This is a genomic window from Anaeromyxobacter sp. Red801, assembly GCF_049201065.2.
In the GTDB taxonomy this organism is placed as follows: Bacteria; Myxococcota; Myxococcia; order Myxococcales; family Anaeromyxobacteraceae; genus Anaeromyxobacter.
This window is the reverse complement of the sequence record NZ_CM181236.1, coordinates 2,770,745-2,794,993: the sequence shown is the minus strand read 5'-3', so window position 1 is coordinate 2,794,993 and position 24,249 is coordinate 2,770,745. Positions and strand designations below refer to the sequence as shown.

The 24,249-nt window shown below is 76.9% G+C and carries 19 protein-coding genes and 1 pseudogene; 10 read left to right on the top strand and 10 right to left on the bottom strand.

Annotation, left to right across the window (positions count from 1 at the left end; translation table 11 throughout):
* Positions 1–16 precede the first annotated feature (16 nt).
* On the bottom strand, positions 17–2,713 hold the full coding sequence (locus tag ACOQFB_RS12885) for an OmcA/MtrC family decaheme c-type cytochrome (RefSeq protein ID WP_421610656.1): 2,697 nt from the start codon (positions 2,711–2,713) through the stop codon (positions 17–19).
* A 238-nt stretch (positions 2,714–2,951) separates the two neighbouring features.
* Positions 2,952–3,581: a nitroreductase family protein gene (locus tag ACOQFB_RS12880; RefSeq protein ID WP_421610655.1), complete on the bottom strand. Its 630-nt coding sequence runs from the start codon at positions 3,579–3,581 to the stop codon at positions 2,952–2,954.
* A gap of 76 nt (positions 3,582–3,657) precedes the next feature.
* Here ACOQFB_RS12880 and ACOQFB_RS12875 point away from each other — a divergent pair, with 76 nt between their 5' ends.
* On the top strand, positions 3,658–4,560 hold the full coding sequence (locus ACOQFB_RS12875; protein ID WP_421610654.1) for a LysR family transcriptional regulator: 903 nt from the start codon (positions 3,658–3,660) through the stop codon (positions 4,558–4,560).
* Between the two features lie 48 nt (positions 4,561–4,608).
* On the opposite strand, the pseudogene ACOQFB_RS12870 reads toward ACOQFB_RS12875, so the two are convergent.
* Positions 4,609–4,956 (bottom strand): annotated as a pseudogene (locus tag ACOQFB_RS12870) (MFS transporter); the annotation flags it as partial.
* Positions 4,957–4,967: 11 nt separating this feature from the next.
* The gene (locus ACOQFB_RS12865) at positions 4,968–5,813 is read right to left on the bottom strand and encodes an MFS transporter (RefSeq protein WP_494492239.1); all 846 of its coding nucleotides are present in this window, start codon (positions 5,811–5,813) and stop codon (positions 4,968–4,970) included.
* Between the two features lie 82 nt (positions 5,814–5,895).
* On the opposite strand from ACOQFB_RS12865, the gene ACOQFB_RS12860 reads away from it, so the two are divergent.
* A complete protein-coding gene (locus tag ACOQFB_RS12860) occupies positions 5,896–6,783 on the top strand; it encodes a LysR substrate-binding domain-containing protein (RefSeq protein WP_059437021.1) in 888 nt (295 codons plus the stop codon).
* 63 nt (positions 6,784–6,846) lie between these two features.
* Here ACOQFB_RS12860 and ACOQFB_RS12855 read toward each other — a convergent pair whose 3' ends face one another.
* The 5 genes from ACOQFB_RS12855 to senA form a co-directional block, all read right to left on the bottom strand.
* Positions 6,847–7,230: a tautomerase family protein gene (locus tag ACOQFB_RS12855; RefSeq protein WP_059437020.1), complete on the bottom strand. Its 384-nt coding sequence runs from the start codon at positions 7,228–7,230 to the stop codon at positions 6,847–6,849.
* A gap of 79 nt (positions 7,231–7,309) precedes the next feature.
* A complete protein-coding gene (locus ACOQFB_RS12850; protein WP_421610652.1) occupies positions 7,310–9,211 on the bottom strand; it encodes a hybrid sensor histidine kinase/response regulator in 1,902 nt (633 codons plus the stop codon).
* Complete coding sequence (locus ACOQFB_RS12845) at positions 9,205–10,188, bottom strand: ABC transporter substrate-binding protein (RefSeq protein WP_421610651.1); 984 nt, start codon at positions 10,186–10,188, stop codon at positions 9,205–9,207. Before ACOQFB_RS12845 ends, ACOQFB_RS12850 begins: the two co-directional genes overlap by 7 nt.
* 126 nt (positions 10,189–10,314) lie before the next feature.
* Positions 10,315–11,268: a selenoneine biosynthesis selenosugar synthase SenB gene (gene senB, locus ACOQFB_RS12840; protein ID WP_059437017.1), complete on the bottom strand. Its 954-nt coding sequence runs from the start codon at positions 11,266–11,268 to the stop codon at positions 10,315–10,317.
* The gene (gene senA, locus ACOQFB_RS12835) at positions 11,265–12,389 is read right to left on the bottom strand and encodes a selenoneine synthase SenA (protein WP_421610650.1); all 1,125 of its coding nucleotides are present in this window, start codon (positions 12,387–12,389) and stop codon (positions 11,265–11,267) included. Before senA ends, senB begins: the two co-directional genes overlap by 4 nt.
* A gap of 136 nt (positions 12,390–12,525) precedes the next feature.
* Between senA and ACOQFB_RS12830 the strand changes: the two genes are divergently transcribed.
* The 7 genes from ACOQFB_RS12830 to ACOQFB_RS12800 all read left to right on the top strand — a co-directional run bounded on the left by ACOQFB_RS12830 (position 12,526) and on the right by ACOQFB_RS12800 (position 22,227).
* The gene (locus ACOQFB_RS12830) at positions 12,526–13,905 is read left to right on the top strand and encodes a mercuric reductase (RefSeq protein WP_421610649.1); all 1,380 of its coding nucleotides are present in this window, start codon (positions 12,526–12,528) and stop codon (positions 13,903–13,905) included.
* A gap of 107 nt (positions 13,906–14,012) precedes the next feature.
* On the top strand, positions 14,013–14,873 hold the full coding sequence (locus tag ACOQFB_RS12825; RefSeq protein ID WP_059437014.1) for a pirin family protein: 861 nt from the start codon (positions 14,013–14,015) through the stop codon (positions 14,871–14,873).
* Between the two features lie 248 nt (positions 14,874–15,121).
* On the top strand, positions 15,122–17,026 hold the full coding sequence (locus ACOQFB_RS12820) for a PKD domain-containing protein (protein ID WP_421610648.1): 1,905 nt from the start codon (positions 15,122–15,124) through the stop codon (positions 17,024–17,026).
* 141 nt (positions 17,027–17,167) lie between these two features.
* Positions 17,168–18,103, top strand: a complete 936-nt coding sequence (locus ACOQFB_RS12815) for a DMT family transporter (RefSeq protein WP_421610647.1) — start codon at positions 17,168–17,170, stop codon at positions 18,101–18,103.
* A 16-nt stretch (positions 18,104–18,119) separates the two neighbouring features.
* On the top strand, positions 18,120–19,127 hold the full coding sequence (locus tag ACOQFB_RS12810) for a LysR family transcriptional regulator (RefSeq protein ID WP_059438756.1): 1,008 nt from the start codon (positions 18,120–18,122) through the stop codon (positions 19,125–19,127).
* Positions 19,128–19,182: 55 nt separating this feature from the next.
* Positions 19,183–19,512, top strand: a complete 330-nt coding sequence (trxA, locus tag ACOQFB_RS12805; RefSeq protein WP_059438755.1) for a thioredoxin — start codon at positions 19,183–19,185, stop codon at positions 19,510–19,512.
* 165 nt (positions 19,513–19,677) lie between these two features.
* The gene (locus tag ACOQFB_RS12800) at positions 19,678–22,227 is read left to right on the top strand and encodes an ATP-binding protein (protein ID WP_421610646.1); all 2,550 of its coding nucleotides are present in this window, start codon (positions 19,678–19,680) and stop codon (positions 22,225–22,227) included.
* A gap of 3 nt (positions 22,228–22,230) precedes the next feature.
* Here ACOQFB_RS12800 and ACOQFB_RS12795 read toward each other — a convergent pair whose 3' ends face one another.
* The gene (locus tag ACOQFB_RS12795) at positions 22,231–22,431 is read right to left on the bottom strand and encodes a hypothetical protein (RefSeq protein WP_059438753.1); all 201 of its coding nucleotides are present in this window, start codon (positions 22,429–22,431) and stop codon (positions 22,231–22,233) included.
* Between the two features lie 185 nt (positions 22,432–22,616).
* On the opposite strand from ACOQFB_RS12795, the gene ACOQFB_RS12790 reads away from it, so the two are divergent.
* Complete coding sequence (locus tag ACOQFB_RS12790; RefSeq protein WP_421610645.1) at positions 22,617–24,230, top strand: SDR family oxidoreductase; 1,614 nt, start codon at positions 22,617–22,619, stop codon at positions 24,228–24,230.
* The last annotated feature ends 19 nt before the right edge of the window (positions 24,231–24,249 follow it).

The following is a 24,249-nucleotide window of genomic DNA, read 5'->3' as shown; positions in this document are numbered from 1 at the left end:
TCAGCGGCCGCCGGGCCTAGTGGCAGGCCTGGCAGGACTCCTGCTCGTCACCGCTCCACGGGTTCGCCGGGGTCGGGTCGAGCGTCTGCAGCGCCATGTGCGCCTTGGCGGCCTCGGAGTCGTGGCAGCCCCAGCAGGCGAGCCGGTTCGGGCGCGCGGCCCAGGTGCCGCTCGACGTGCCGTCGGGGTGGCACGCCTGGCAGTTCCGGACGTCCTGCGGGAACGTGATGTCCCAGTTCCGGCCGGCGACGGGGTCGCCGTTGGAGTAGGCGACCGTGGCGAGCGGGGTGAACAGGCTCGACCCGAAGTGCACGGCGTGGACGCGCTTCGAGATCGGGTGGCCGCCCAGCCAGGCGCCGGTGGCGGAGCCGGGCTGGTAGTCGTGGCACGCGCCGCACTGGTCCACGGCGTCGTCGGAGAAGATCTTGTTGTGGCGCGAGAAGTCGAGGACGAAGCCCCGGCCGTCCGCGCTCTGGTGGCAGGAGTTGCAGTTGCTCGCGATCGGCTTCTCCACCGCCGCGGTCTTCACCTGGAACGCCACCTTCGCCACCGTCGGCGTGCGGTAGTTGGTCTCGCTGACGCGCCCGAGCCGCGAGATCTCGACGCTCGCGACGTAGGTGCCGGGCTGCAGGTCGTCCACCGGATCGAGCTGGTAGGTGATCGACCCGGCGGAGCGGGTCACCTTCCGGTCGTTCGCCGCGCCGGGGGCCGCGTTGAACGCGAGCGTGTTGGACGGGTAGTAGCCGCCCGGCATCTTCAGGGCGGTGTCGCCCCCGAAGACGGCGGTGGTCACCGCGCTGGGGTCGAGCTGGATCGCGTAGACGCGGCCCAGGTTGCGGCTGCGGATCCCGAAGCGCCCGCCCTCGACGTAGGCGATGGCGCGGCGGCCGAAGGCCGGGATGGCGTTCAGGCCGGCGGCCAGCTCCGCGGGCGTCGCCGCGGCGGGGTTCGCGAACGCCGCCGGCGGCACGGTCACCGAGATGGTGCCGGACGCGACGAAGTCACCGCCGGTCTGGTTGTACAGGGTGACGTCGCGGCCGCTGTCCACCTTGAGCGCCAGCGCGGCGCCGCCGGAGAGGTCCCAGGAGGCGGGCGCCGCGACCTCGATCTTGGCGCGCGCGGTGGTGGTGAGCACCGGGTTGCGCGTGGCGCGCGGGCCGCTCACGAAGAACGCCGTGTTGGCGAACGTGGTGGGGCTGGTCGGGGCCGGGCAGCCGGTGGGGAGGCACCCGAGCGCCGCGCCGGTGACGAGGTCGTGGTCGATCGGCGTCCCGGTCGCCTTGTCCTTCAGGACCACCGTGACGACCGGCGCCTCGCCGGCCACGTAGTACTTGCCGTTCGCCGGCGCGGAGAGCGACAGCTCCGCGTCGAACTCGGGGACGTTGCGCGGGTCCTTCGTCGTCCAGTCGTGCGCGGGCACGATGGGCGCCCAGCCGGTGGTGGCGCCGTGGCAGGTCGCGCACCCGGAGTCGTCCGCCTGCGCGCCGCCCAGGTGGTTGGCGCCGGTGGCGAAGTCCACGGTGTCGTGGCAGGAGCCGCAGGCCGCGCGGGTGGGGTTCGTCTTCCAGTTGTCCACCTGGGCGCCGGTGCCGGTGTGGCACTTCTGGCAGTTCGCGAGCACGGCCGGGAACTCGGCCTTCCACCACTCGTGCTTGGTGTTCCGGTAGCCCCAGATCGCGTACTCGCCGTTGTCGGCGGACTCGTCCTGCGGCGTGCTCGGGTCGTCCCAGACCTTGCCGTCGGGGCCGGGCAGGCTGGCCAGCTCGCCGCCCGCGTGGATCTTGTGGATCATGACCGCGAGGTCGAGGCTCTGGCCGCCGTTCGCGTCGGCGGTGCCGGGCACGTGGCAGGTGGCGCAGTTCTCGACCGAGAGGCGGTTGCCGCCGTGCCCGTGGAACTCCTCGCCGTGGCAGGCCTTGCAGGCGGCGGTCTGGACGATGTTGCGGGTGGTGGTGATGGCGGAGCCGTCCGGCACGAAGTCGTAGGTGGCCTCGCCGGTGGGCCCGTCGTGGCCGCCGATCATGACGGACACGCGGTGCAGCAGGTTGCGCTGGTAGCCGACCGGCGCGCCCTCGGTGGTCGCGTTCGCGAGGTTGGTGGCGAACACGTAGGTGTAGCTGCCGTCGCCGTGATCGGTGAGCGCGCCGTTGCCCTCGGTGTTGCCCTGGACCGCGGTGGTGCCGGCCGGGTTCGGCCAGTCGCCCGCGGTCGCGGTCTCGATGCGCGTGATGTACGGCACGAAGCGGGAGGCCCGCTCCGTGGCGGTGCCGGGGACGAGCTTCGCCACGTCGGCGGTGATGGCGGCGATGCCCGGGACCGGCTGCCCGCCGGCGCCGGGGGTCGCGGCGGTGAAGTCCACGGTCAGCGTGCCGTCGGCCGCGGCGGTCGCGCCGGTGATGGTCACCTTCACGTCGAACTTGCCGGTGGCGTACTCGCCGCTCGACTTCAGGAATGCGGCGCCGTGGAAGTCGCCGATCGCGACGTTCCCGCCGGTCGCGCCGTTCGACACGGTCACCGAGGTGCCGTCGGTGCAGGTGATGGTGTGGGTGCCGTCGTGGTTGTCGGTGACGGTGCAGGAGGTGCCGTTGCTGCCGTCCTGGCCGTCCTGGCCGTTCGTGCCGTCGCGCCCGGGGGCGCCGGCAGGGCCCTTCGCGCCTTCGCAGGCGACGACCGCGAGGCCGAGCGCCGCGAGCAGCAGTGTCCGTCGGATCATTGCGTCTGGCTCCTTGGGGCGCGCATTCGACCGCACCCATAGGTTTGACTATCGCCTTGATAGTCCCGCAGGGGCCAGCGAGATCTTGATGCACGTCAACGCCGGCGCGCTTTTCGCGGCGCCATGTCGCACCGGGTCGGAGCGGACCGCCGCGATCGCGGAGCTTCGACCCAGGGCAATCGGTCGCAGGGCGAAGCGTGCGCGCGCCGCCGCGCGGTCGCGGAGTGTCAAAGCTTGCTTACGCGCCCGCGGCCTCGAACCCGCCCTCGAAGGCGAGGGCGGACAGCGGGCGCCGCTCGCTGGGGCGCTCGCGCGCGCGCAGGGCCTCGGGGAGCGCCGCCGGATCGCCGCGGCGGCCGATCGCGACGAACGCGTGGAGCGCGAGGCCCGCCGGCAGCGCCAGCGCCTCGCGCGCGCGGGCCGCGTCGAAGCCGCCCATGGCGTGCGTCGCCCAGCCCCAGCGCTGCGCCTGGAGCGCGAGCTGCGCCCAGGCCGCGCCCGCGTCGAACGCGTGGCTCGCGTTCGGCACCGGGCCCGGGCGCCCGGGCAGCTCCATCGCCTCGCGCGACGCCACCGCCACGAGCGCCGCGGCGTTCCGCGCCCAGACCTGGTTCGCGGGCGCGAGCGCGGACAGGAACCGCTCGAACGCGGGCGTGCCCCGGCGCGCCCAGGCGAAGCGCCAGGGCTGCGCGTTCAGGGCGGAGGGCGCCCAGCGGGCGGCCTCGAGCAGGCCGAGCAGCGTGTCGCGCGGGATCGCCTCGTCGGTGAAGGCGCGCGGCGACCAGCGGGCGACGAACGGCGCGTCGATGGGGTGCTCGGGGCGGCGGGGGGTCGCGGCGGCGGCCGGGAGGGGGGTCACGGGGGTCATGGCGAGGAACCTAGGCCGTTGCGGCCGGGTGGACTAGATAGTGGTTCCGGGAAAGACCGATGCGCGAGGAGCAACGATGGACCTGAACCGGATCGCGGTGTTCGCGCAGGTGGTGGAGGCGGGCAGCTTCACCGCCGCGGCGTCGGCGCTGGGCGTCCGCAAGTCGTCGGTGAGCCGCGCGGTGGCGGCGCTCGAGGGCGAGCTGGGGATCCGCCTGCTGCAGCGGACCACCCGCCGCCTCAGCCTCACCGACGCGGGCCGCGCCTACTACGAGCGGACCCGCGACGCGCTCGCCGGGCTCCGCGAGGCGAGCGAGGAGGCGGCGGCGCTCGGCGCCGAGCCGCGGGGGACGGTGCGGGTGACCGCGCCGGTGGACCTGGCGCCGGACCTGGCGCGCCTGACGGACGCGTTCCTGCGCGCGCACCCGCAGGTGCGCGTGGAGGTGTCGCTCACGGCGCGCTACGTGGACCTGGTCAAGGAGGGCTTCGACCTGGCCATCCGCGCCGGCGTCCTCGCCGACTCGTCGCTGCTCGCGCGCAAGCTGTCGGACAGCGCGCTCGCGCTGTTCGCCGCGCCCGCCTACCTCGACGCCCGCGGGCGGCCGCGGCGCCTCGCCGACCTGGCCCGGCACGACTGCCTGCTCTACCGCGCCGGCGGGGAGACCGCGGTCTGGCGGCTCACCGGCCGCCGCGGCGAGGAGCAGGTGACCGTGCACGGCCGCGCCGCCGCCGACGAGTTCGCGTTCGTGCGCGGCATGCTGCTCGCGGGCGCGGGGATCGCGCTGGTGCCCACCGGCATGATCGCCGCGCACCTGCGCACCGGCGCGATCGAGCGGGTGCTGCCGCAGTACGTCCGGCGCGGCGGCCCGGTGAGCGTGGTGTGGCCGAGCCGGCGCTACGAGCCGGTGGCCGTGGCGCGGTTCCGGGACGCGATCGTGGCCGCGCTCGGCGAGCCGGGGGCGGGGGAGGCGCGGCGCTGAGGCGGGCGGCTCAGGCGGCCGGGCCCAGGCGCGGTGGGCGAGCGCGACGGTGCCGAGCTGGACGGCCACCACCATCGCCACGCACGCGCCCCAGCCGCCCGCGTGCCAGGCGAGCGCGGGCGCGACGCCGCCGGCGGCGCCGCCGAGGTAGTAGCTCGACACGTACAGGCCGGAGGCCGACGACCGGAGCCGCGGCGGCGCGGCGGTGCGCAGGAACGCGGTGGAGGCGGACTGGCTCACGAACACCGCGGTGCACACCGCCGCCAGGCCCGCCACCACGAGCGTCACCGAGGGCGCCAGCGTCACGAGCGCGCCGGCCGCCGCCACCGCGAGCGCCACCGTGACGGCGCGGCGCGAGCCGACCCGGTCGATCCAGCGCCCGGCGAACGGGGTCACGGCGGCGCCGATCAGGTAGACGGTGAACACCGAGGACAGCGCAGCGGTGCCGAGCCGGTACGGCGGCGCCGAGAGGTGGAACGTGACGTAGGTGAACACCGCCACCTGCGTGAAGAGCACGTTGAGCCGACCGCGAACGTCGCGAGGAGGCGTGGCGCGCGGAGCAGGTCGCCGGGCCGGGCGCGCGGCGCCGGGCCGGCGGGGCGCGCCCGGCGGCCGCGCGGGAGCAGGCGCGCGGCGGCCACGGCGGCGGCGGTGGTGACGAGGGCGAGCACCACGAACGCGGCGCGCCAGCCCCACCGGTCGGCGGCGAGGCCCGCGAGCAGCCGCCCGGTGTAGCCGCCGATCACGTTGCCCGTCACCAGCGCGGACATGGCGCTGCCGAGCGCCGCCGGCGGCCACTCCTCGGCCAGGAACGCCACGCCCACCGCGTAGATGCCGGGCACCGCCAGCCCCTGCACGAAGCGCCAGCCCACCAGCGCCGGGACGCCGGGGGAGGCGGCGGTGAGCAGCATGGGGACCGGCAGGAACAAGAGCGAGGCGACGATGATGCGCCGGTGCCCCCAGCGCCGGATGGCGCGGCCCGCGAACGGCGAGGCCAGCGCCACCGCGATGGTCGGGGCGCTCACGGTGAGCGCCGCCGCGGCCTTCGAGACCGCGAACACCCGCTCCAGCGTGGGGAGCAGCGGCTGGGTGGCGTAGAAGCCCACGAACGCGCAGAAGCCGGCCAGCCCGATGGCGAACAGCCCCGCCGCGGGGCGCGCCACCTCCGGCGCGGCCTCGGGCACCGGCGCGGCCGGGGCCGGGTCGGCGGGGGCGAGGCGGGGGATGGGGACGGTGCGCGCGGCCTCGGGCATGGGCCCGGGAACATGCGGAGGGACGGTCGAGACGTCCAATATATCTTTGCTCTCGTGTCGAGACGTCCTAGATCTCGACGCCATGGAGCTCCGGCACCTGCGGTACTTCGTGGCGGTCGCGGAGGAGCTGCACTTCGGCCGCGCCGCCGCGCGGCTCGGCATGGCGCAGCCGCCGCTCAGCCAGCAGATCCGCCAGCTCGAGCGCGAGCTCGGGGTGGAGCTGTTCGCGCGGGCCCGGCGGCGCGTCGAGCTCACCGAGCCGGGCAGGGTGCTGCTCGGGCACGCCCGGGCCATCCTCCAGCGCGCCGCGCACGCGTCGGAGGACGTCCGGCGCGCGGCGCGGGGCGAGACCGGGGCGCTCTCGGTGGGCGTGGTGGCGTCCGCCACCTACGGCCTCATGCCCCGCGTGTTCCGCACGTTCCGGGCCCGCCACCCCGACGTGGCGCTCGGGGTGGCGGTGATGAGCACCGGCGCGCAGGTGGCCGCGCTGCGGGCGGGGCAGCTCGACCTCGGGCTGGCGCGCACGCCGTTCGGCGACGAGACGCTGGTGGCCGAGACCGTGCTGGAGGAGCCGGTGGTGGTGGCGCTGCCGGCGGGGCACCCGCTCTCGGCGCGCCGCGCCCTGCGCCTGGCGGCGCTGGCGCGCGAGCCGTTCGTCCTGTTCCCGCGCGACCGCCGGCCGGGCTGGTACGACTTCGTGCTCGGGCTGTGCCGCGAGGCCGGCTTCCAGCCCCGGGTGGCCGAGGACGCGCCCGAGCTCGCCACCGCCATGGCGCTCGTGGCGGCCGGGATCGGCGTGACGCTCGTGCCGGCCTCGGTGAAGGACCTGCGGCGGACCGGGGTGGACTACCGCGCCATCGCGTCGCCGCGGGCGCGCACGCGCCTGGTCGCGCTGCGCCGCCCCGGCGAGCCCTCGCCGCCGGTGGCCCGGTTCGTGGCGGTGGTGCGCGAGGTGCTCCGCCGCGGCTGAGGCCGAGCCTGCTGATCTGGATCGCTGCTGCGGCGCGCGCTCCAGCCCGCGCGCGGCGCCGCGTCAGGTCGCGTACTGCGCCTCGCCGTTGCCGAACGACCAGTTCTCCTTCGCCACCTCCACCAGGCTGACGATGACGTCCTCGCGGCGCACGCCCACCGCCGCGTGCAGGTCGTCGGCGATGCGCCGGAAGAGCGCGCGCTTCATGTCCACGGTCCGCCCGGCGTTGGCGGTGATCTGCACCACCACCACGTCCTTGCCGTGGTCGATCCCGAGGTAGCTCGGGGCGATGCTCAGCCCCTCGTCGCCGTGGCCGGCGATCACCTGGAAGCGGTCGTCGGGCGGGACCTTGAACGTGTCCACCAGGGCGCGGTGCACCGCGTCGCCGGCGGCGCGCCGCTGCTCGGGGCCGAGGCGCAGGGTGGTGTCGATCCGGACGAGCGGCATGGGTTCCTCCGAGGACACGTCTCTAGCACGGCGGGTGCCGGCGCGCCCGCCGTCGGCGGACGACCCGACCCGGCCTCGGTCATGCGTCCAGCCCGGCCCTGACCCCGGCCGGCGGCGCGGCCACGGCCCGCTCCACCTCGTCCGGCCGCGGCGGCTTCGCCAGGTGCCGGTCGAAGCCGGCCTCGAGGGCGGCGTCCACGTCCTCGGGCTGCGCGTAGCCGCTCACCGCCACCAGCAGCAGGCCCGGCCCGCGCTCGCGCCGGAGCGCCCGCGCCACCTCGTACCCGCTCATCCCCGGCAGGCCGATGTCGCAGAGCACCACGTCGGGCGGGTCGGCGCGGGCCGCCGCGAGGGCGCCCGGGCCGTCGTGCGCCACCGCGACCTCGTGCCCGGCGTGGCGGAGCAGCTCGGCGAGCGTCTCGGCCGCGTCCACGTTGTCGTCCACGATGAGCACGCGCCGCGGCCCCGCCGCGCCGGCCGGCGCCGCGGACGGCGCCGCCAGCGGCACCGGCTCCTCGGCCGCCAGCGGCAGCTCGATCACCAGCTCGCTGCCGGCGCCGGGCCCGGCGCTCCGGGCCTCGACCGTGCCCCCGTGCAGCTCGACGATCCCCTTCACCAGCGAGAGCCCCAGCCCGAGCCCCCCGGCGCTCCGCGCCAGCGATCGGTCCGCCTGCACGAACGGCTCGAAGATCCGCCCGAGCAGCTCGGGCGGCATGCCCACGCCGGTGTCGACGACCCGGATCACCGCGCGCCCGCCGCGCGCGTCCGCGCGCACCGTGACGCGGCCGCCGGGCGGCGTGAACTTGCCCGCGTTGCTGAGCAGGTTGCCGACCACCTGCGCCACGCGGGTGGGGTCGGCGTCGGCCCAGAGCGGCCCGCCCGGCAGCTCCACCTCGAGCGCGATGCGGCGGTCGTCCAGCAGGTCCCGGTAGTCCTCGGCGGTGCGCGCGACCACCTCGGAGAGGTCGATGCGCTCCCGGCGCAGCTCGATCTTGCCGCGCGCGATGCGGGTGACGTCGAGCAGGTCGTCCACGATGCGGGTCAGGTGGTCCACCTGCCGGCCGATGACCTCCAGGGCGCGCCGGGTCTGCGCCGGGCGCGCGGCGGGGTGCGAGAGGAGGTGCAGCGCGCTGCGGATGGGCGCGAGCGGGTTGCGGAGCTCGTGCGAGAGCATCCCCAGGAACTCGTCCTTGCGCCGGTCGATCTCGGTGAGGCGGGCGTTCGCGCTGACGAGCCGCCCGGTCATCCGGTTGAACGCGCGGGAGAGGGTGCCGATCTCGTCGGGCCGCTCCGCCCCGGCCACCTCGGCGGGGAGGCTGGTCTCGGCGATCCGCTCGGCGGTGCGGGCGATGGCCTCGAGCGGCCGCACCACCGCGCGCGCCGCCAGCAGCGAGAGCGCCGCGGCGGCGAGCAGGCCCACCACCACCGCGGCCGCCGAGATCCACAGGGCGCGGGCCCGGCGCGCCTGCAGCTCGACCACGATCCGGTCGAGGAAGCGCAGGTAGTAGCCGGACACGTCCTTCAGCAGCGCCTCGCTGCGGAACGACATGAGCCGCCAGCGATCCAGGGCGCGCTCGAGCGGGGGGCCGCCCTCCGGCGCGACCCGGCGGATCTCGTCGCCGAGCGCGTCCTGCGCGGCCCGGACCGCGACGTACTCGCGCCAGACGTCGGCGACGCGCGCCGGGAGCGGGAGCGCCTCGACGTCGCGCATCAGCCCGGTGATGCGCGCGCCGGCCTCGTCGAGGCGCGTCTCGTGCACGCCGGCCGGCGAGCGCGGCAGCGACAGGAACCAGCGCTCCTCCTCGTGCGTCGCGTCGCCGAGCGCGAACGCCAGGGAGATGGCGGTCCGCACCGCCCGCGCGTCGCGCTCCAGGGTGCGCGCCTGGTGCGCGGACGACCACGCCGCGTACGCCAGCGCCGCGCAGGCCACCGCGGCGAGGACCGTGGTCGGCACGAGCAGGCGCCGGCCGACGGTCACCATCGCGCGTCCCCGGGGAGCAGCATGACCGACTCGGGCGCCACCTGCTCGAGCAGCGCCGGCGCCACCAGCTGGTGGAGGTCGGGCGCGTCGCCGCGCAGCGCGCCCGCGGCGGTGAGCGCGTCGCGCTCGCGGCGCAGCACGTCCACGAGCACGTTGTCGAGCCCGAGCCCCCAGCGTACCCGCTCCAGCTGCCCGGCGAGCGCGGCGTCGCCGGTCTCCGGGAAGCGGTCGCGGATCCGCGCCCGCGCTCCCTCGCGATCGGCCCGGGCGCGCCGCTCGCCGCAGGCCAGGCCGCGCAGCAGCGCCCGGAGCGCGGCGGGCCGGGCCGCCAGCACGTCGTCGCGCGTGACGAGGAGCGAGATCTCGACGTAGAGGTCGGTCTGGAACACCTGCGCGTCGTCCCCGAGGCGGCGCTCGGCCTCCTGCGCGGCCGGGTCGGAGAGCACCGCCGCGTCGAGCGCGCCCGCGGCGAGCCCCTCGATCGACTCGGCCGGCGCCCCGTGGACGAGGCGGACCTGGTCGCGCGGGACGCCGCCCAGGCGGAGCGCCAGGTCGGTGAAGAAGTCGGCGTTCGTCCCCGGCGCCAAGCCGATCCGGCGCCCGCCCAGGTCGGAGAAGCCGCGGATCCCGCTCGAGGCGCGCACCACCAGGCGCGTGTTGCGGGTCGAGGTGTGCAGCGCGGTGAGCGCGCGCAGCCGGTCGTCGGCGTAGGCCGCCTGCAGCACCGGCGTCTCGAACGCGACCGCCACGTCGGCGCCGCCCTCGCGGAGCAGCGCGAGCGCGTCGCGCCCCAGGTCGAACGACCGCTCCTCGAGGTCCAGCCCCTCCGCCGCGAAGCAGCCGCTCGCGGCGGCGAGCAGCGGGAGCGCGGTGGCGGGCTGGCGCACGGAGGCGAGGACCAGGCGCGTCCGCGGCGGCCGGCGATCCCCGCAGGCCGCCAGCAGCGCCATGGCCGCGATCAGCGAGGCGACGCGCACGCGCTCCTCTTCTCGGGTCCCCGCCCCGGCCTGTGTACCACGTCGGAGGTCCGGAGGAGCGGTGATCCGCCGCCCGTGGCATCGCGCCGCCGGGCCCATGCGCGCCCGCCCGGCGCGACCCGGAGGTCAGGCGGGGAACAGCTCGCCGAGGAGCCGGCGCCAGGCCTCCCGCTCGCGCGCGGGCTCGACGAGCGGCCTCGCGCGGACCGTCGAGCGGCGCAGCTCGGCCAGGAACGCGGGGTCCTGCTCCGCCCGGAGGAGGAGCCCGGCGAGGGCCTGATCGTCGCCGACCGGGAAGTAGCCCGGGTGGTCGGGGCCGAGGAGCCCGACGGTGCCGTCGATGCGGGTGGAGAGCACCGGGACCCCGGCCGCGACGGCCTCGGAGAGCGCGTTCGAGCCGCCCTCGAGGCGCGAGGTGATGACGAGCAGCTGGCTGCCGGCCAGGATCGAGAGCGCCTCGCGCCGGCGGTGCTCGCCCATCCAGAGGTACCGCGGGTTCGCCGCCATCTCGGCCCGCGCGGCGGGCGCCGCGTCCGCGTCGAGCGCGGCGCCGAGGTGGGCGATCTGGACGCGCGAGCGGGCCGGGAGCCTCCGCGCGGCCGCGGCGGCGAGGAAGGCGTCCTTGACCGCGCGCACGTGCGCGAGCAGGCAGGCGCGGAACACGCCCTGCGGCGGCGGCGCGGGCGGGGCCGCCTGCGCCGACTGCTCGATGACCCGGGCCCGGGGGCGGATCTCGGGCGGCAGCGCGTCGAGCCCGCGCGCCTGGAGCACCGTGACGCGGGTGGCGAGCGCGAGCGAGTGGCGCGCCTGCGGCGACGCGGGCAGGTCCTGGTACAGGTCGGTCCCGGCCATCCCCACCACCAGCGGCGCCGCGGGGCGGACCTCGCGCCAGCGGAGCACCGAGGCGTGGCTCTTCGTCGCGTGCAGGGCCACGAGCAGGTCGCACGGTGCGCCGGACCAGGCGTCGGCCAGCGCCACGCGGTGGCCGAGCGCGCGCAGGTGGCCGGCCCAGCGCAGCGCGGTGACGCGGTTGCCCTTGTGCGAGCCGCGGGCGGCCGGCGTGGCGATGACGATCCTCACGCGGCGCACGTCCGGAACCCGGCCCAGGGATCGCGGCGGTCGGGCGTGTAGAAGTTGCGGAAGGTGGGGCGCAGCAGGCGCGCCGGGGTGGCGAAGCTGCCGCCGCGCAGCACGCGGTGCGTGCCGAACCAGGGCTGCGAGTACTCGCGGTAGGGATCGGCGACGAAGCCGGGGTAGGGGAGGAAGTCGCTCGCGGTCCACTCCCAGACGCTGCCGGCGCCGCCGAGCGGGGCGCCCTCGGCGGTGGCCGCCGCCTCCCACTCCGCCTCGCTCGGCAGCCGCCGCCCGGCCCAGCGGCAGAAGGCGTCCGCCTCGTGCGCGCACACGTGCGCGACCGGCCGGCCCGCCGCGAGCGGCACGCGCCGGTCGAACTCCCGCCGGCGCCACCCGTCCCCCGCGCGCTCCCAGTACGCCGGGTGCTCGGCGCCGGCCGCCTCCCGCCAGCGCCAGCCGGCCTCGCTCCACAGCGCGCGCCGGCGGTAGCCGCCGTCGTCCACGAACTCGGCGAAGCGCGCCTCGGTCACCGGGGTGCGGGCGATCCGGAACGGCGCCAGCTCCACCGGGTGCGCCCACTTCTCGTTGTCGAACACGAACCCGTCGCCGGGCGCCGCGCCGAGCCGGAACGTCCCGCCCGGCAGGGCCGCGTCGCCCTCGGGTCCGGCGCCGGCCGCGGAGGCCGGGAGCCCGGGCGGCGCCGGCCAGCCCAGCGTCTGGCGCGAGAACGCCATCGCCTCCCAGTGCATGTCCTCGTGGAACACCGAGAGCCGCGCGAAGTAGGGATCGGCCTCGCCGCGCTCGAGCAGCGCGAGCACGCCGGCCTCGACCTCGCGCAGGTACCCGACCGTCTCCGCCAGCGAGGGGAGCGGCAGGTCCCAGCGGACGTCGTGCGGGATGGCGATGGAGTCGTAGAGCGCGTCGGCGCCGGCCCGGAGCGGCGGCCGGCCCGCGGCGTGGCGCAGCACCCAGCGCTCCTGGAACCAGGCCACGTGCCCCAGCTCCCAGAGCGGCGGGTTGACGATCGCGAGCCGCGGGCCGAGCAGGCCGTCCGCCGGCAGCGACGCCGCGAGCCCGAGCGTGCGCGCCCGCGCGTCCCGCACCCAGTCCGAGAGGATCCGGTCCATCCGCCTCTATCTAGCGGAAGCTCCCGGCCCGGGCGAGGCGTCTTCGCGGGCGAGCGACACCTGGGAGCGGCCTGGCGCGCGCGGCCCGCCGGCGGCACATAGGCCGGACCGCCCGGCGCGGGCGGGGAGGTGGCGCATGGCATCGGATCTCGACGTGCTGGTCCTCGGCTCCGGCCAGGCGGGCGTGCCGCTCGCCGCGCGGCTCGCGGCCGCGGGGCGGCGGGTCGCGCTGGTCGAGCGCGGCGCGCTGGGCGGCACCTGCGTGAACGCGGGCTGCACGCCCACGAAGACGCTCCTCGCGAGCGCGCGGGCCGCGCACGTGGCGCGGACGGCCGGGCGGCTCGGGATCCGCGCCGGCGAGGTGGCGGTGGACCTCGGGGCGGTGATGGACCGCAAGGACGCGGTGGTGGCGCGCTGGCGCGAGGGCGTGCGCCGCCGCCTGGACGCGGCCGCGCCGCGGCTGCGGGTGGTGCCCGGCGCCGCGCGGTTCGTGGGACCCCGGGAGGTGGAGGTCGCGGGTGAGCGGCTCGCCGCGCCGGTGGTGATCGTGAACGTGGGCGCGCGCCCGGCGGTGCCGCCCGTCCCCGGCCTGGACCGGGTCCCGTTCCTCACCAGCTCGAGCGCGCTCGCGCTGCGCGCGCTCCCCGCGCACCTGGTGGTCCTCGGGGGCGGCTACGTCGGCTGCGAGCTCGGGCAGCTGTTCCGGCGGCTCGGCGCCGGCGTGACGGTGATCGACCCGTCGCCGCACCTGCTCGCCCGCGAGGACGAGGCGGTGAGCGCGGCGCTGGAGGAGGTGTTCCGGCGCGAGGGGCTCCGGCTCGCGCTCGGCGCGCCGGCGGAGGCGGTCGAGGGCGGCGCGGGCGCGGTGCGGGTGCGGCTCGCCGGCGGCGGGGTGGTGGAGGGGTCGCACCTGCTCGTCGCGACCGGGCGGCGCCCGAACACCGACGACCTCGGCTGCGACGCGGCCGGCGTGGCGCTGGATCGCCGCGGGTTCGTCGAGGTGGACGCGCGCTACCGCACCAGCGCCGAGGGCGTGTACGCGGTGGGCGACGTGGCCGGCGGCCCCCAGTTCACCCACAGCGCCTGGGACGACCACCGCATCCTCTTCGACCTCCTGCTCGGCGGCGGCCGGCGGACGCGCGACGACCGGCTGGTGCCGCACGTGGTGTTCACCGATCCGCAGGTGGGGGTGGTGGGGCTGACCGAGCGCGAGGCGCGGGCGCGGGGCGTGCCGTTCGAGCTCGCCACGCTGCCGTACTCGGCGGTGGCGCGCGCCGTCGAGGTGGACGAGCCGGACGGCGTGGTGCGCGTGCTGGTGGACCCGCGCGACGAGCGGATCCTGGGCGCGGCCGTGGTGGGGGCGGAGGGCGGGGAGCTCGTGCACGTCGTCGCCGCGCTGATGCAGGCGGGCGCGAGCGCGCGGGCGCTCGTGGACATGGAGATGGCCCACCCGACCTTCTGCGAGGGGCTCCAGTCGGCGGTGATGACGCTCGAGCGCTTCGCGCTCCGGCCCTGACCGGAGTCCCCCGGCCGCGGCCGTTCCGCGCCGCGCAACGATCCGGTGCGCCCCCGGACATTGCGCCGGGCCGGTCCCGCCGGCACATCCCGGGGCAGGAGATCACCATGACCGAACGCGGACTCGAGACCGTCGTCACCCCCATCGCCGCCAGCGACGGCGCCGGCGTGCGGCTGAAGCGCAGCATCGCCACCCGGACGCTCGACCACCTGGATCCCTTCTTCCTGTTCGACCACTTCGGCTCGGAGGACGCGAACGACTACATCGCGGGCTTCCCCATGCACCCGCACCGCGGGATCGAGACCATCACCTACATGCTCGACGGCAGCGTCGCGCACCGCGACAGCATCGGGAACTCGGGCGTGATCGGCGCGGGCGACGTGCAGTGGATGACCGCCGGCAGCGGCATCCTGCACGAGGAGATGCCCAAGGTCGGCCCGCGCCGGCTCGACGGCTTCCAGATCTGGGTGAACCTGCCCGCGAAGCTGAAGATGACGCGGCCGCGGTACCAGGACGTGCCGGCGGCGCGCATCCCCGAGGTCGCCCGCCCCGGCGGCGCGCGCGTGCGGGTGGTCGCCGGGGAGGTGGACGGCGTGGCCGGCGCGGTGAAGGACATCTTCGCCGGCCCGACCTACCTCGACGTCGCGCTGCCCGCGGGCAAGACGTTCGAGCAGCCGGTGCCGCGCGGCCACACCGCGCTCCTGTACGTGTTCGAGGGCGAGGTGACGGTGGGCGGCGCGCAGGCCGGCCGCGCCGCGCAGGCGGTCGGGGCCCCGAGGCTCGCCATCCTCCGCGACGGCGAGGTGGTCCGCGTGCACGCCGGCGCCGCGCCGGCGCGCTTCCTGCTGCTCTCGGCGCAGCCGCTGAACGAGCCGTACGCGCGCTACGGGCCGTTCGTGATGAACACCGAGGAGGAGATCGAGCAGGCCCTCCACGAGCTGCGCAGCGGGACGTTCATCAAGCCCTGAGCGTCGCCGCCCGGCGGCGCGGGCCGGCGCGCCGCCGCGCGCGCTGGCCCGGCGCCGGGGCGCGCCTCCGGTGGTCCGGTGTGCGCCCGGGCGGTCGCGTGTGCGGCGCGCGCCCATGCCCGGGCGCGCCGGCCGCGCGTTTGGCGCACGGTGAAGCGCGGCCCATGCCATAGCATGCACCCCCAGTGACCGGGGTGGACCGCCGGCGCCATGACGGCGCGCGCCCGTCCGCCACCGCCGGAGGCTCCATGCACCCCGCCCGCCGCCGCACCGCCGCGGCCCTCGCGCTCTGCACCGCCCTCGCCTGCAGCGGCGGGAGCGACAAGCCCTCGCTCCCCGTGATCCCGGGCAACGGCCCGCCCGTCGCCCAGGCGGGCTTCGATCGCACCGTCGGCAAGGGCGCGCTGGTGCAGCTCGACGGCGCCGCCAGCAGCGATCCGGAGGGGTTTCCGCTCACCTACGGCTGGACGTTCACCTCCCGGCCCGGCGGCAGCGCCGCCCTCATCCAGTCCGCCGGCAGCGCGCACGCGTCCTTCACCGCGGACGTGCCCGGCGTGTACGGGGTGCGCCTGCAGGTCTCCGACGGCGTGAACCCGCCCGTCTCGGACGACGTCGTCATCACCAGCCAGGATCTCCCGCCCACGGCGTCGATCGGGCCGGACCGGGAGGGGAGCCGCGGGATCGCGGTGGCGCTCGACGGCCGCGCCAGCGCCGACCCGGACGGCGACGCCCTCACCTACGCGTGGGCGCTGGTGTCCCGCCCGGCCGGGAGCGCGGCGGCGTTCGGCGGCGCGACGCTCTCGCAGGCCTCGTTCACGCCGGACGTCTACGGCGCCTACGTGGTCCGCCTCACCGTGACCGCCGGCGGCCTCTCCGCGCAGGACGAGGCGACCATCACCGTCCGCAACCACGCGCCCGTCGCGGACGCCGGGCCGGACCTCGAGTCGAACGCGGGCGCGACGCTGGCGCTCAGCGCCGCCGCGTCCAGCGACCCGGACCAGGACCCGATCACCTGCGCCTGGGCGCTGGTATCGAAGCCGACCGGCAGCGCCGCCGCCCTCTCGGATCCGGCCGCCTGCGCCCCCTCCGTCAGCTACGACCTGGAGGGCGTGTACGCGTTCTCGCTGGCGGTCCACGACGGCGAGCTCGCGAGCGCCGCGACGGACGTGGTGCAGGTCACGGTCCACCGCAAGGTGTGGATGCTGGGGCACGCGGTGGTGGACGCGGAGTACTCGCGCGCGCTCGATCGGCTCGTGGCGGTGGGCGGCTCGAAGCTCTACGTCGCCGACCCCGTCGCCGGGACGGAGGTGTCCGTGGCGCTCCCCAAGGCGGCGCTCGCCGTGAGCGTCTCGCCCGACGGCCGCTACGCCGCGGTCGGCCACGACGCCCTGGTCTCGTACGTGAGCCTCGACGCGCCGCCGGCGCTGGTCGGCACGTTCACCACCAGCGTGGTTCCGTCCGACGTGGTCCTGGCCGGCAACGGCTACATCTACGTGTTCCCGGCCACCTGGGAGCAGCTCCACTCCATCCGGATCTCCACCGGCGCCGACACGGCGAGCACGGGCTGGAGCCCGTACGACGGCACGAAGGGGAGGCTGCACCCGGGCGGCGCCGCCATCTACGGCGCGGACAACTTCGTCTCGCCCGAGGACATCCGGAAGTTCTCGATCGCCGGCGGGACGGCCTCGTTCCTGTACGACTCGCCGTACCACGGGGACTACGAGATGTGCGGCGACCTCTGGATCACCGAGGACGGCCTGCGCATCGTGACCGCGTGCGGCAACACCTTCCACGCGAACACCACCCAGGGCTCCACCGCCGGCTCGGACATGACCTACGCGGGCGCGCTGGAGGGCACCGGGCAGGTGAAGTGGGCGGACCACTCGGCCGCGGCCGGCCAGATCCTGGTGGTGCGGGGCCTGCCGTACTGGCCCGCGGATCCCGGCGCGGACGCCGAGCTCCGCCTGTTCGGCGACGACTTCCTGGCGCTCCAGGAGACCATCCCGCTCGCGCGCATCGGCGTGGGCGGCAAGGGCTACGTCTCGCACGGCCGCTTCGCCTTCTTCTCCGCCGACGCGACCCGCCGCGTCGCGCTGGTGCAGGTGGACGCGACGTCGGGCCTGCTCGCGCCGGACGCGGTGGTCGTCTACTGACGGCCGCCGCGGCTCCCGGGGGGGCGCGAGAACGCCCGTCCCCGGCGCGCGGATGCGCGCGCCGGCGCGCTTGCCCGCAGGCGCCGGGCCGACTATTCGTGCGTCCTCGCGCCGGCCTTGTGCGGCGCCAAGGAGATCCGGGTGACCCGCCGAGGCTGGATCCTGTTCGTCGCGCTGTGCGTGCTGTGGGGCATCCCGTACCTGCTCATCAAGGTGGCGGTGCGAGACCTCTCGCCCGCCAGCCTCGTGTTCCTCCGGACCGCCACGGGCGCGGTGCTCCTGCTCCCGTTCGTGCTCCTCCGCGGCAACCTGCGGCCGGTGCTGGCGCGCTGGCGGCCCATCGCGCTGTTCACGTTCGGCGAGATGGCGGTCCCCTGGCTCCTGCTCGCCGACGCCGAGCGCCACGTCACCAGCTCGCTCGCGGGGCTCGTCATCGCCGCCACGCCGCTGGTCGGCGCGCTCGCCTCGCGCCTGAGCGCCGGCCACGAGCCGCTCGGCGCGCGCCGCATGTCCGGCCTCGCCGTCGGGCTCGCGGGCGTGGTGGCGCTGCTCGGCCTCGACCTCGGCCGCGGCGACGCGCGCGCCGTGGCCGAGCTCGCGGTGGTCGTGCTCGGCTACGCGCTCGCGCCGCGCATCGTGGCGCGCCGCCTCTCCGACCTCCCCGCGCTCGACGTGGTGGCGGTGTCGCTCGCGATGTGCGCGCTCGCCTACGCGCCGTTCGGGATCGCGCAGCTCCCCGCCGCCTGGCCGCCCGCCGAGGCGCTCGGCGCGGTGGCGGGGCTCGGCGTCCTGTGCACCGCGCTCGCGTTCACGCTGTTCTTCCAGCTCATCGCCGAGGTCGGCCCGGTGCGCGCCACGGTCGTCGCGTACGTGAACCCCGCGGTGGCGGTGGCGGCCGGGGTGACGCTCCTCGGCGAGCCGTTCACCGTGGGCACCGCGGTGGGGTTCGCGCTCATCCTGGGCGGCTCCTGGCTGGCGACGTCGGGGGCCGCCGTGCGCGCCAGGCCCGCGGCCCCGGCCTCCGCCCCGGCCGCGCCGGGCGCGGTGGCCCCGGCCGCCGCCGAGCGGGCGGGGTGAGGCCGCGCCCCGCGCCATGATCGCCGGTGACGCGAGCCTGGACGACCTCCGGCTGCTCGTGGAGGTGGTGGCCACCGGCGGCCTCACGGCGGCCGCGGCGCGCCTCGGCCTGCGCAAGTCCACCGTGAGCCGCCGGCTCGCCGCGCTCGAGGAGCGGCTCGGCGTGCGGCTCCTGGAGCGGAACGCGCGCCGCCTGCGGCTCACCGAGGCGGGCCGCGCGTACCACGCCCGCGCCGCCCGGCTGGTGGCCGAGGCCCGCGCGCTGGACCGGGAGACGGCCGAGGCCCGCGGCGCGCCGCAGGGCACGCTGCGGATCGCCACCCCGGCCCTGCTCGGCGAGCTGCTCGCGCCCGCGGTGGCCGAGCTGCTGCTCCGCCACCCGCGCCTGAGCGTCGAGCTCGCGCTCGCGCCGCCGCACGTGGACCTGCTCGCGGAGGAGCACGACCTCGCGCTGCGCACCGGACCGCTCGCCGACTCCTCCCTGGTGGCGCGGCGCCTCGGGACGCTGCGCACCGGCTGCTACGCGAGCCCGGCCTACCTGGCCCGCCGCGGCACGCCCGCCGGCCCGGACGCGCTGCGCGGCGAGGCGGGGGCGCACGATTGCATCCTGCTCGCCGAGGCGGGCACCGACGAGGTCTGGTTCTTCGGCGCGGGGGCGACGGCGCGGACGGTGCGCCCCGCCGGCCGCCTGCGCGTGCCCAGCGTGCGCGCGGGGCAGCTCGCCGCCCGCGCCGGGCTGGGCGTGGTGCGGCTGCCCGCGGCGCTCGTCGCGGAGGACGTGCGGACCGGGCGCCTCGTGGCGGTGCTCGAGGCCGAGACGCCGCCGGGCATGCCGGTCCACGCGGTGTACCCGAGCGGCCGGCACCTCGCGCCCAAGGTGCGCGCGTTCCTCGAGCTGGTGTCGGGCGGCGCCGCGGCGCTGCCCTGGGATCCGCCGGGGCGCGCGCCGGCCGGCGGGCCGGGGGACGCGGCGGAACGCAGCGTTCCGGCGCGGCGGGTCGCCCCGGCGCGCCGCCGCGGGTAGATCCCTTCCCGCGCGGCGGCCGGGCACTCCGCCCGGCGGCGCGGCGGAGGCGGCCATGGCGGCGGTGATGGAGATCGGGGACGCGGAGTTCGAGCGCGAGGTGCTGGCCGCGCCGGAGCCGGTGCTGGTGGAGTTCACCGCGGCGTGGTGCGCGCCCTGCAAGGCGCTCGCGCCCACGCTGGAGGCGCTCGCGAGCGGGTACCGCGGCCGCGTGAAGGTCGCGGCGCTCGACGTGGAGCGGCACCCGGCCACCGCCGAGCGCTACGGGATCCGCTCGATGCCGACGCTGCTCTTCTTCAAGGGCGGCAAGGTGGCCCGCCAGCTCGTCGGCGCGGTGCCGCGCGCGCGGCTGGAGGACGCGGTGCGCGAGCTCCTCCCGGCGTAGCGCGCCGCCGGGTGGGAGCAGGGAACACCTGCCCCGCGCGCGTCCCGTGAACGCGGGGGCGGCCGGCGCCCGCACGCGAGGGCGCTTCCGAGCGCGCGGTCCGGAGGGTACTCTCGCCGCTCGACCGGGGGCTCGTGGCCCCGGGTCGCCCCCCGGAGCGCGCGCGTGAGCGACGGAGAACAGCGGTCCTCGGTCCCGGCCTGGTCGTCGCCGCGAGCGGCCCGCGCGCTGGCGGTGGCGGTCGCGATCATCGACCTGCTGGCGGTGCTGCTGGTCGGCTCGTCGGTCGAGGCCAGCCGCCAGCACCACCGCGAGCGCGCCACCGCGGCCACGCAGAACCTGGCCGCCGCGCTCGAGCAGTACCTCGCCGGCGTCTTCGAGAAGGTCGAGCTGACGCTGCTCACCGTGGCGGACGAGTACGCGCGCGAGTCGGCCGAGGGCCGGGTGGACGGGCCCGTGTTCGACGACTTCCTCGCCCGCCAGCGCGGGCGCATCCCGCAGCTCCACTCGCTCGAGACGTTCGACGCGGACGGCAAGCTGGCGCACGGCCGCGACGCGCCCCCCGGCTCGGTCATCGACATCTCCGACCGCGACTACTTCCGGCGGCTGCGGGCCGAGCCCGGCCTCGGCGTGATCGTCTCGAGGCCGCTCGTCGGACGGCTCACCGCCCGCCCGTTGCTGGTCCTGGCGCGCGCCCTCCGGCGCGCGGACGGGAGCTTCGCCGGCGTGGCGGTCGCGAGCGTGCTGCTGGAGGACCTGGGCAGCGCGTTCGAGGGCTACGACGTGGGCGCGCGGGGCGTCATCGTGCTGCGCGATCCCGAGCTCGGCCTGGTCGTGCGCCGCCAGACCTCCGGCGCGCCGATCGCGCTCGGCGACCGCACCGTCTCGCCCGAGCTGCAGGCGCTGCTCCGCGACGGCCACCGCTCGGCCACGTACTCCGGCGTGGCGGTGGACGGCATCGAGCGCACCTTCACGTTCCGGCGGATGGCGCGCACCGGGCACCTCGTCATCGTCGGGCTCGCGTTCGACGACTACCTCGCCGGCTGGCGCCGCTCCACGCTGCTCGCCACCGCCGTGCTCGCCGCCTTCGGCCTGCTCACCGCCGCGGCGGCCTGGCTGACGCTCCGCGCGTGGCGCCGGCACCAGGCGGCCGTGCAGGATCTCGCCGAGCAGGAGACCCGCTTCCGGCTGCTGGCCGAGAGCGCCACCGACGTGATCTGGATGGTGGACGCGTCGCGCCGCCTCACCTACGTGAGCCCGGCGGTGCAGCGGCTGGCCGGGTGGACGCCGGAGGAGGCCTGCCGCCTCCGCTGGCCGAGGCTCCTGTCGGTGCCCTCCATCGAGCGGATCCGCTCGGCGCTCGCCCGGCTCGGCGCGGTGGCGCCGCACGCGCAGCCGTTCGCCGACGCGCTCATCGAGCACGAGGTGGTCGCGAAGGACGGGCGGCGGGTCCAGGCCGAGTCGCGCTTCAGCCTGCTGTGGAGCGCCGACGGGCAGGTGCTCGGCGCCATCGGCGTGACCCGCGACGTGACCGAGCGGCGGGAGATGCAGGCGCGGGTGCACGTGGCCGAGCGGATGGCGTCGCTCGGGACGATGGCGGCCGGCGTCGCCCACGAGGTGAACAACCCGCTCACCTACGTGTACGGCAACGTGGCGTTCGCGCTGGAGCGGCTGGGGTCGCTGGACGCGCGCGGGCGGCAGGCGCCGCTCGGCGAGGCGCTCCAGGCGCTGCGCGAGGCGCTGGCCGGCGCCGACCGCGTCCGCCACATCGTCCGGGACCTGAAGGCGTTCTCGCGCGCCGAGAACGACCGGCTCGAGCCGGTGGACGTGGTGCGCGTCATCGAGGGCTGCCTCAAGATGACGGGCACGCTCACCCGCGAGCGCGCGCAGGTCATCCTGCGGCTCGGGCCGGTCCCGCGGGTCCTGGCGAGCGAGGCGCGCATCGGCCAGGTGATGCTGAACCTCGTCGTGAACGCCGCGCACGCCATCCCCGAGGGCGACCCGGGCGCGAACCGCATCGAGGTCTCCACGGCGCTCGCCGCGGACGGGCGCGTCGAGGTGGCGGTCGCCGACACCGGCACCGGCATCGCGCCCGACGTGCTGCCCCGGATCTTCGACCCGTTCTTCACCACCAAGGGCGTGGGGGAGGGGACGGGGCTGGGCCTGTCGATCTGCCACGGCATCGTGAAGGCGCTGGGCGGCGAGATCGACGTCGAGACCGCCGTCGGACGGGGGAGCCGGTTCCGGGTGCTGCTCCCGCCCGCGCCGGCCGGCGCCGCGACCGGGCCGGCGGAGGCGTCCGCGGAGCCGGCCGGGCCGCCGCGGCGGCGGGTGCTGGTGCTCGACGACGATCCGCTGGTGGCGCGCGCCATCGGCCGGACGCTGTCGCGCGACTGCGCGGTGGACGTGAGCACCGACCCGGCGCAGGCGCTCCGGCGCCTCCACTCGGGCGAGCGCTGGGACGTGATCCTCTGCGACCTGATGATGCCCGAGCTGGCTGGGATGGACGTCCACGCGTCCGTGCAGGAGCTCGACCCCGGACAGGCGGCGCGCATCGTGTTCATGACCGGCGGCGCGTTCACCGCGCGGGCGCGCGAGTTCCTGGAGCGGGTCCCGAACGCCCGGGTGGAGAAGCCCCTCGACCCCGCCACGCTGGCGCAGGTCCTCGAGGCGGGCAGCCGCGGGACGCCGGGCGACGGGACGCCCGAGCCCTGAGGCTCAGGCCGAGCGCAGCCGGCCGAGCAGCACCGGCGCGCACGGGGGCGGCGCCGCCCGCTGCGCCCGGCGCTCCGCCTCGCGCTCGGCCAGCACCGCCTGGCAGGCGGGGCAGGACACGGTGACGGGGACGATGGTCCAGAACCGGCCGTTCTCCGCCCGGCACGCCGCGCCGCCCGCCGCCTCTTCGTAGAAGTGGATCATCGCGTCCCCCCTCAGGTTCGCCGGCCCCTGCGACCGTGCCCAGCGTCGCCCGCCCGCTCCGCCGGGAAAAGTCGCGCGAGCGCCCGACCCGCAGGGCCGGGACGCGCGGACGAGGGACGCCTGCGGCGCGCCGCCGCGCGCCGGGGGTGGGCACGCGCCCGCGGGCGGGGTATGGATGCGCCCCCATGGCGACACCTGGCGACGGCGGCGGGCCGGACCTCGATCCGGCCGACCTCGCGGCGGCGCTCCGCGTGCTGGCGCGGGTGGCCGAGGACCGCACCGTGCTCGCGCGCGTGGACGCGGACGCGCGCGTGGCGCTGCAGCGGCTGGCCGGCGAGGTGGCGCGGCCGGACCTGAAGGCCCGCAAGAAGCTGCAGAAGGCCCTGCTCAAGGAGGAGCACCGCGCGCGCCGGTCCCGGGACGCGGACCTGCGCCGCGACACCGGCATCCAGCGGCTCCGGCAGGCGCCGGTGTTCGTGGCGCCGCTCCCCGAGCTGCCCCCGCCCGGCGCCGACGCGTCCGGCTGGTGGCCCCGGCTGCCCGGCGCGCGCGGGGCCGGCGCCGAGGCGGGCGCGCCGCGCGCGGAGGACGACACCGGGCCGGAGCTGTCGGAGCCGCGCAAGTGCTACGTCTGCAAGGCGACGTTCCGCCGCCTGCACCCGTTCTACGATCAGCTGTGCCGCGCCTGCGGGGACGAGAACCAGGCGCGCCGCACCGCCGGCGCGGACCTGCGCGGCCGGGTGGCGCTCGTCACCGGCGCGCGCGTGAAGATCGGCTACCAGGCGGCGCTGCTGCTGCTCCGCGCGGGCTGCAGCGTGGTGGCGCTGACCCGGTTCCCGCGCGACGCCGCGGCGCGCTACGCGCGAGAGGCCGACTTCGGGCGCTGGCGCGACCGGCTCTCGATCCACGGCGTGGACCTGCGCCACACCCCCAGCGTGGAGCTGCTCTGCCAGCGGCTCGACGCGACGCTGCCGCGGCTCGACTTCCAGGTCCACAACGCCTGCCAGACGGTGCGGCGTCCCCCGGGGTTCTACGCGCACCTGCTCGAGGCCGAGCAGGCGCCGCCCTCGGCGCTGCCGCCGGCCGAGCGCGCGCTGCTGCGCGACTGGGAGGCGTTCCGGGACGCGCTCCGCGGGCAGGGGGGCGCGGCGGGCGTGACCGGGCCGGCGCTGCTCTCGCAAGCCCGCAGCGACGCGGACCCGCTCCTGCCGGGGAAGAGCGCGCTGGAGCTGTTCCCGCGCGGCGTGCTCGACCAGGACCTGCAGCAGGTGGACCTGCGCACGCACAACTCGTGGCGCCTGCGCCTGCACGAGGTGCCCACGCTGGAGCTGCTGGAGGTGCTGCTCGTGAACGCGACGGCGCCGTTCGTGATGGCGTCGCGGCTGAAGCCGCTCATGACGCGGGCGCCGGGCGCGCCCGAAGGGACCGCCACCAGCGGCGACGCGGCCCGCCACGTGGTGATGGTGTCGGCGATGGAGGGGCAGTTCTACCGCGAGCACAAGACCGACCGGCACCCGCACACCAACATGGCCAAGGCGGCGCTCAACATGCTGGTGCGGACCAGCGCGGCGGACTACGCGAAGGACGGGATCTTCCTGAACGCGGTGGACACCGGGTGGGTGACCGACGAGGACCCGGTCCACCTCGCCGCGCGCAAGGCGGAGGAGCACGCGTTCTCGCCGCCGCTCGACATCGTGGACGGCGCGGCGCGGATCGTCGCGCCCATCTTCGACGGCTTCCGCACCGGGCGGCATCCGGCCGGGCAGTTCTTCAAGGACTACCGGCCGGTGCCGTGGTGAGATCGGGGCGCAGCCCCGT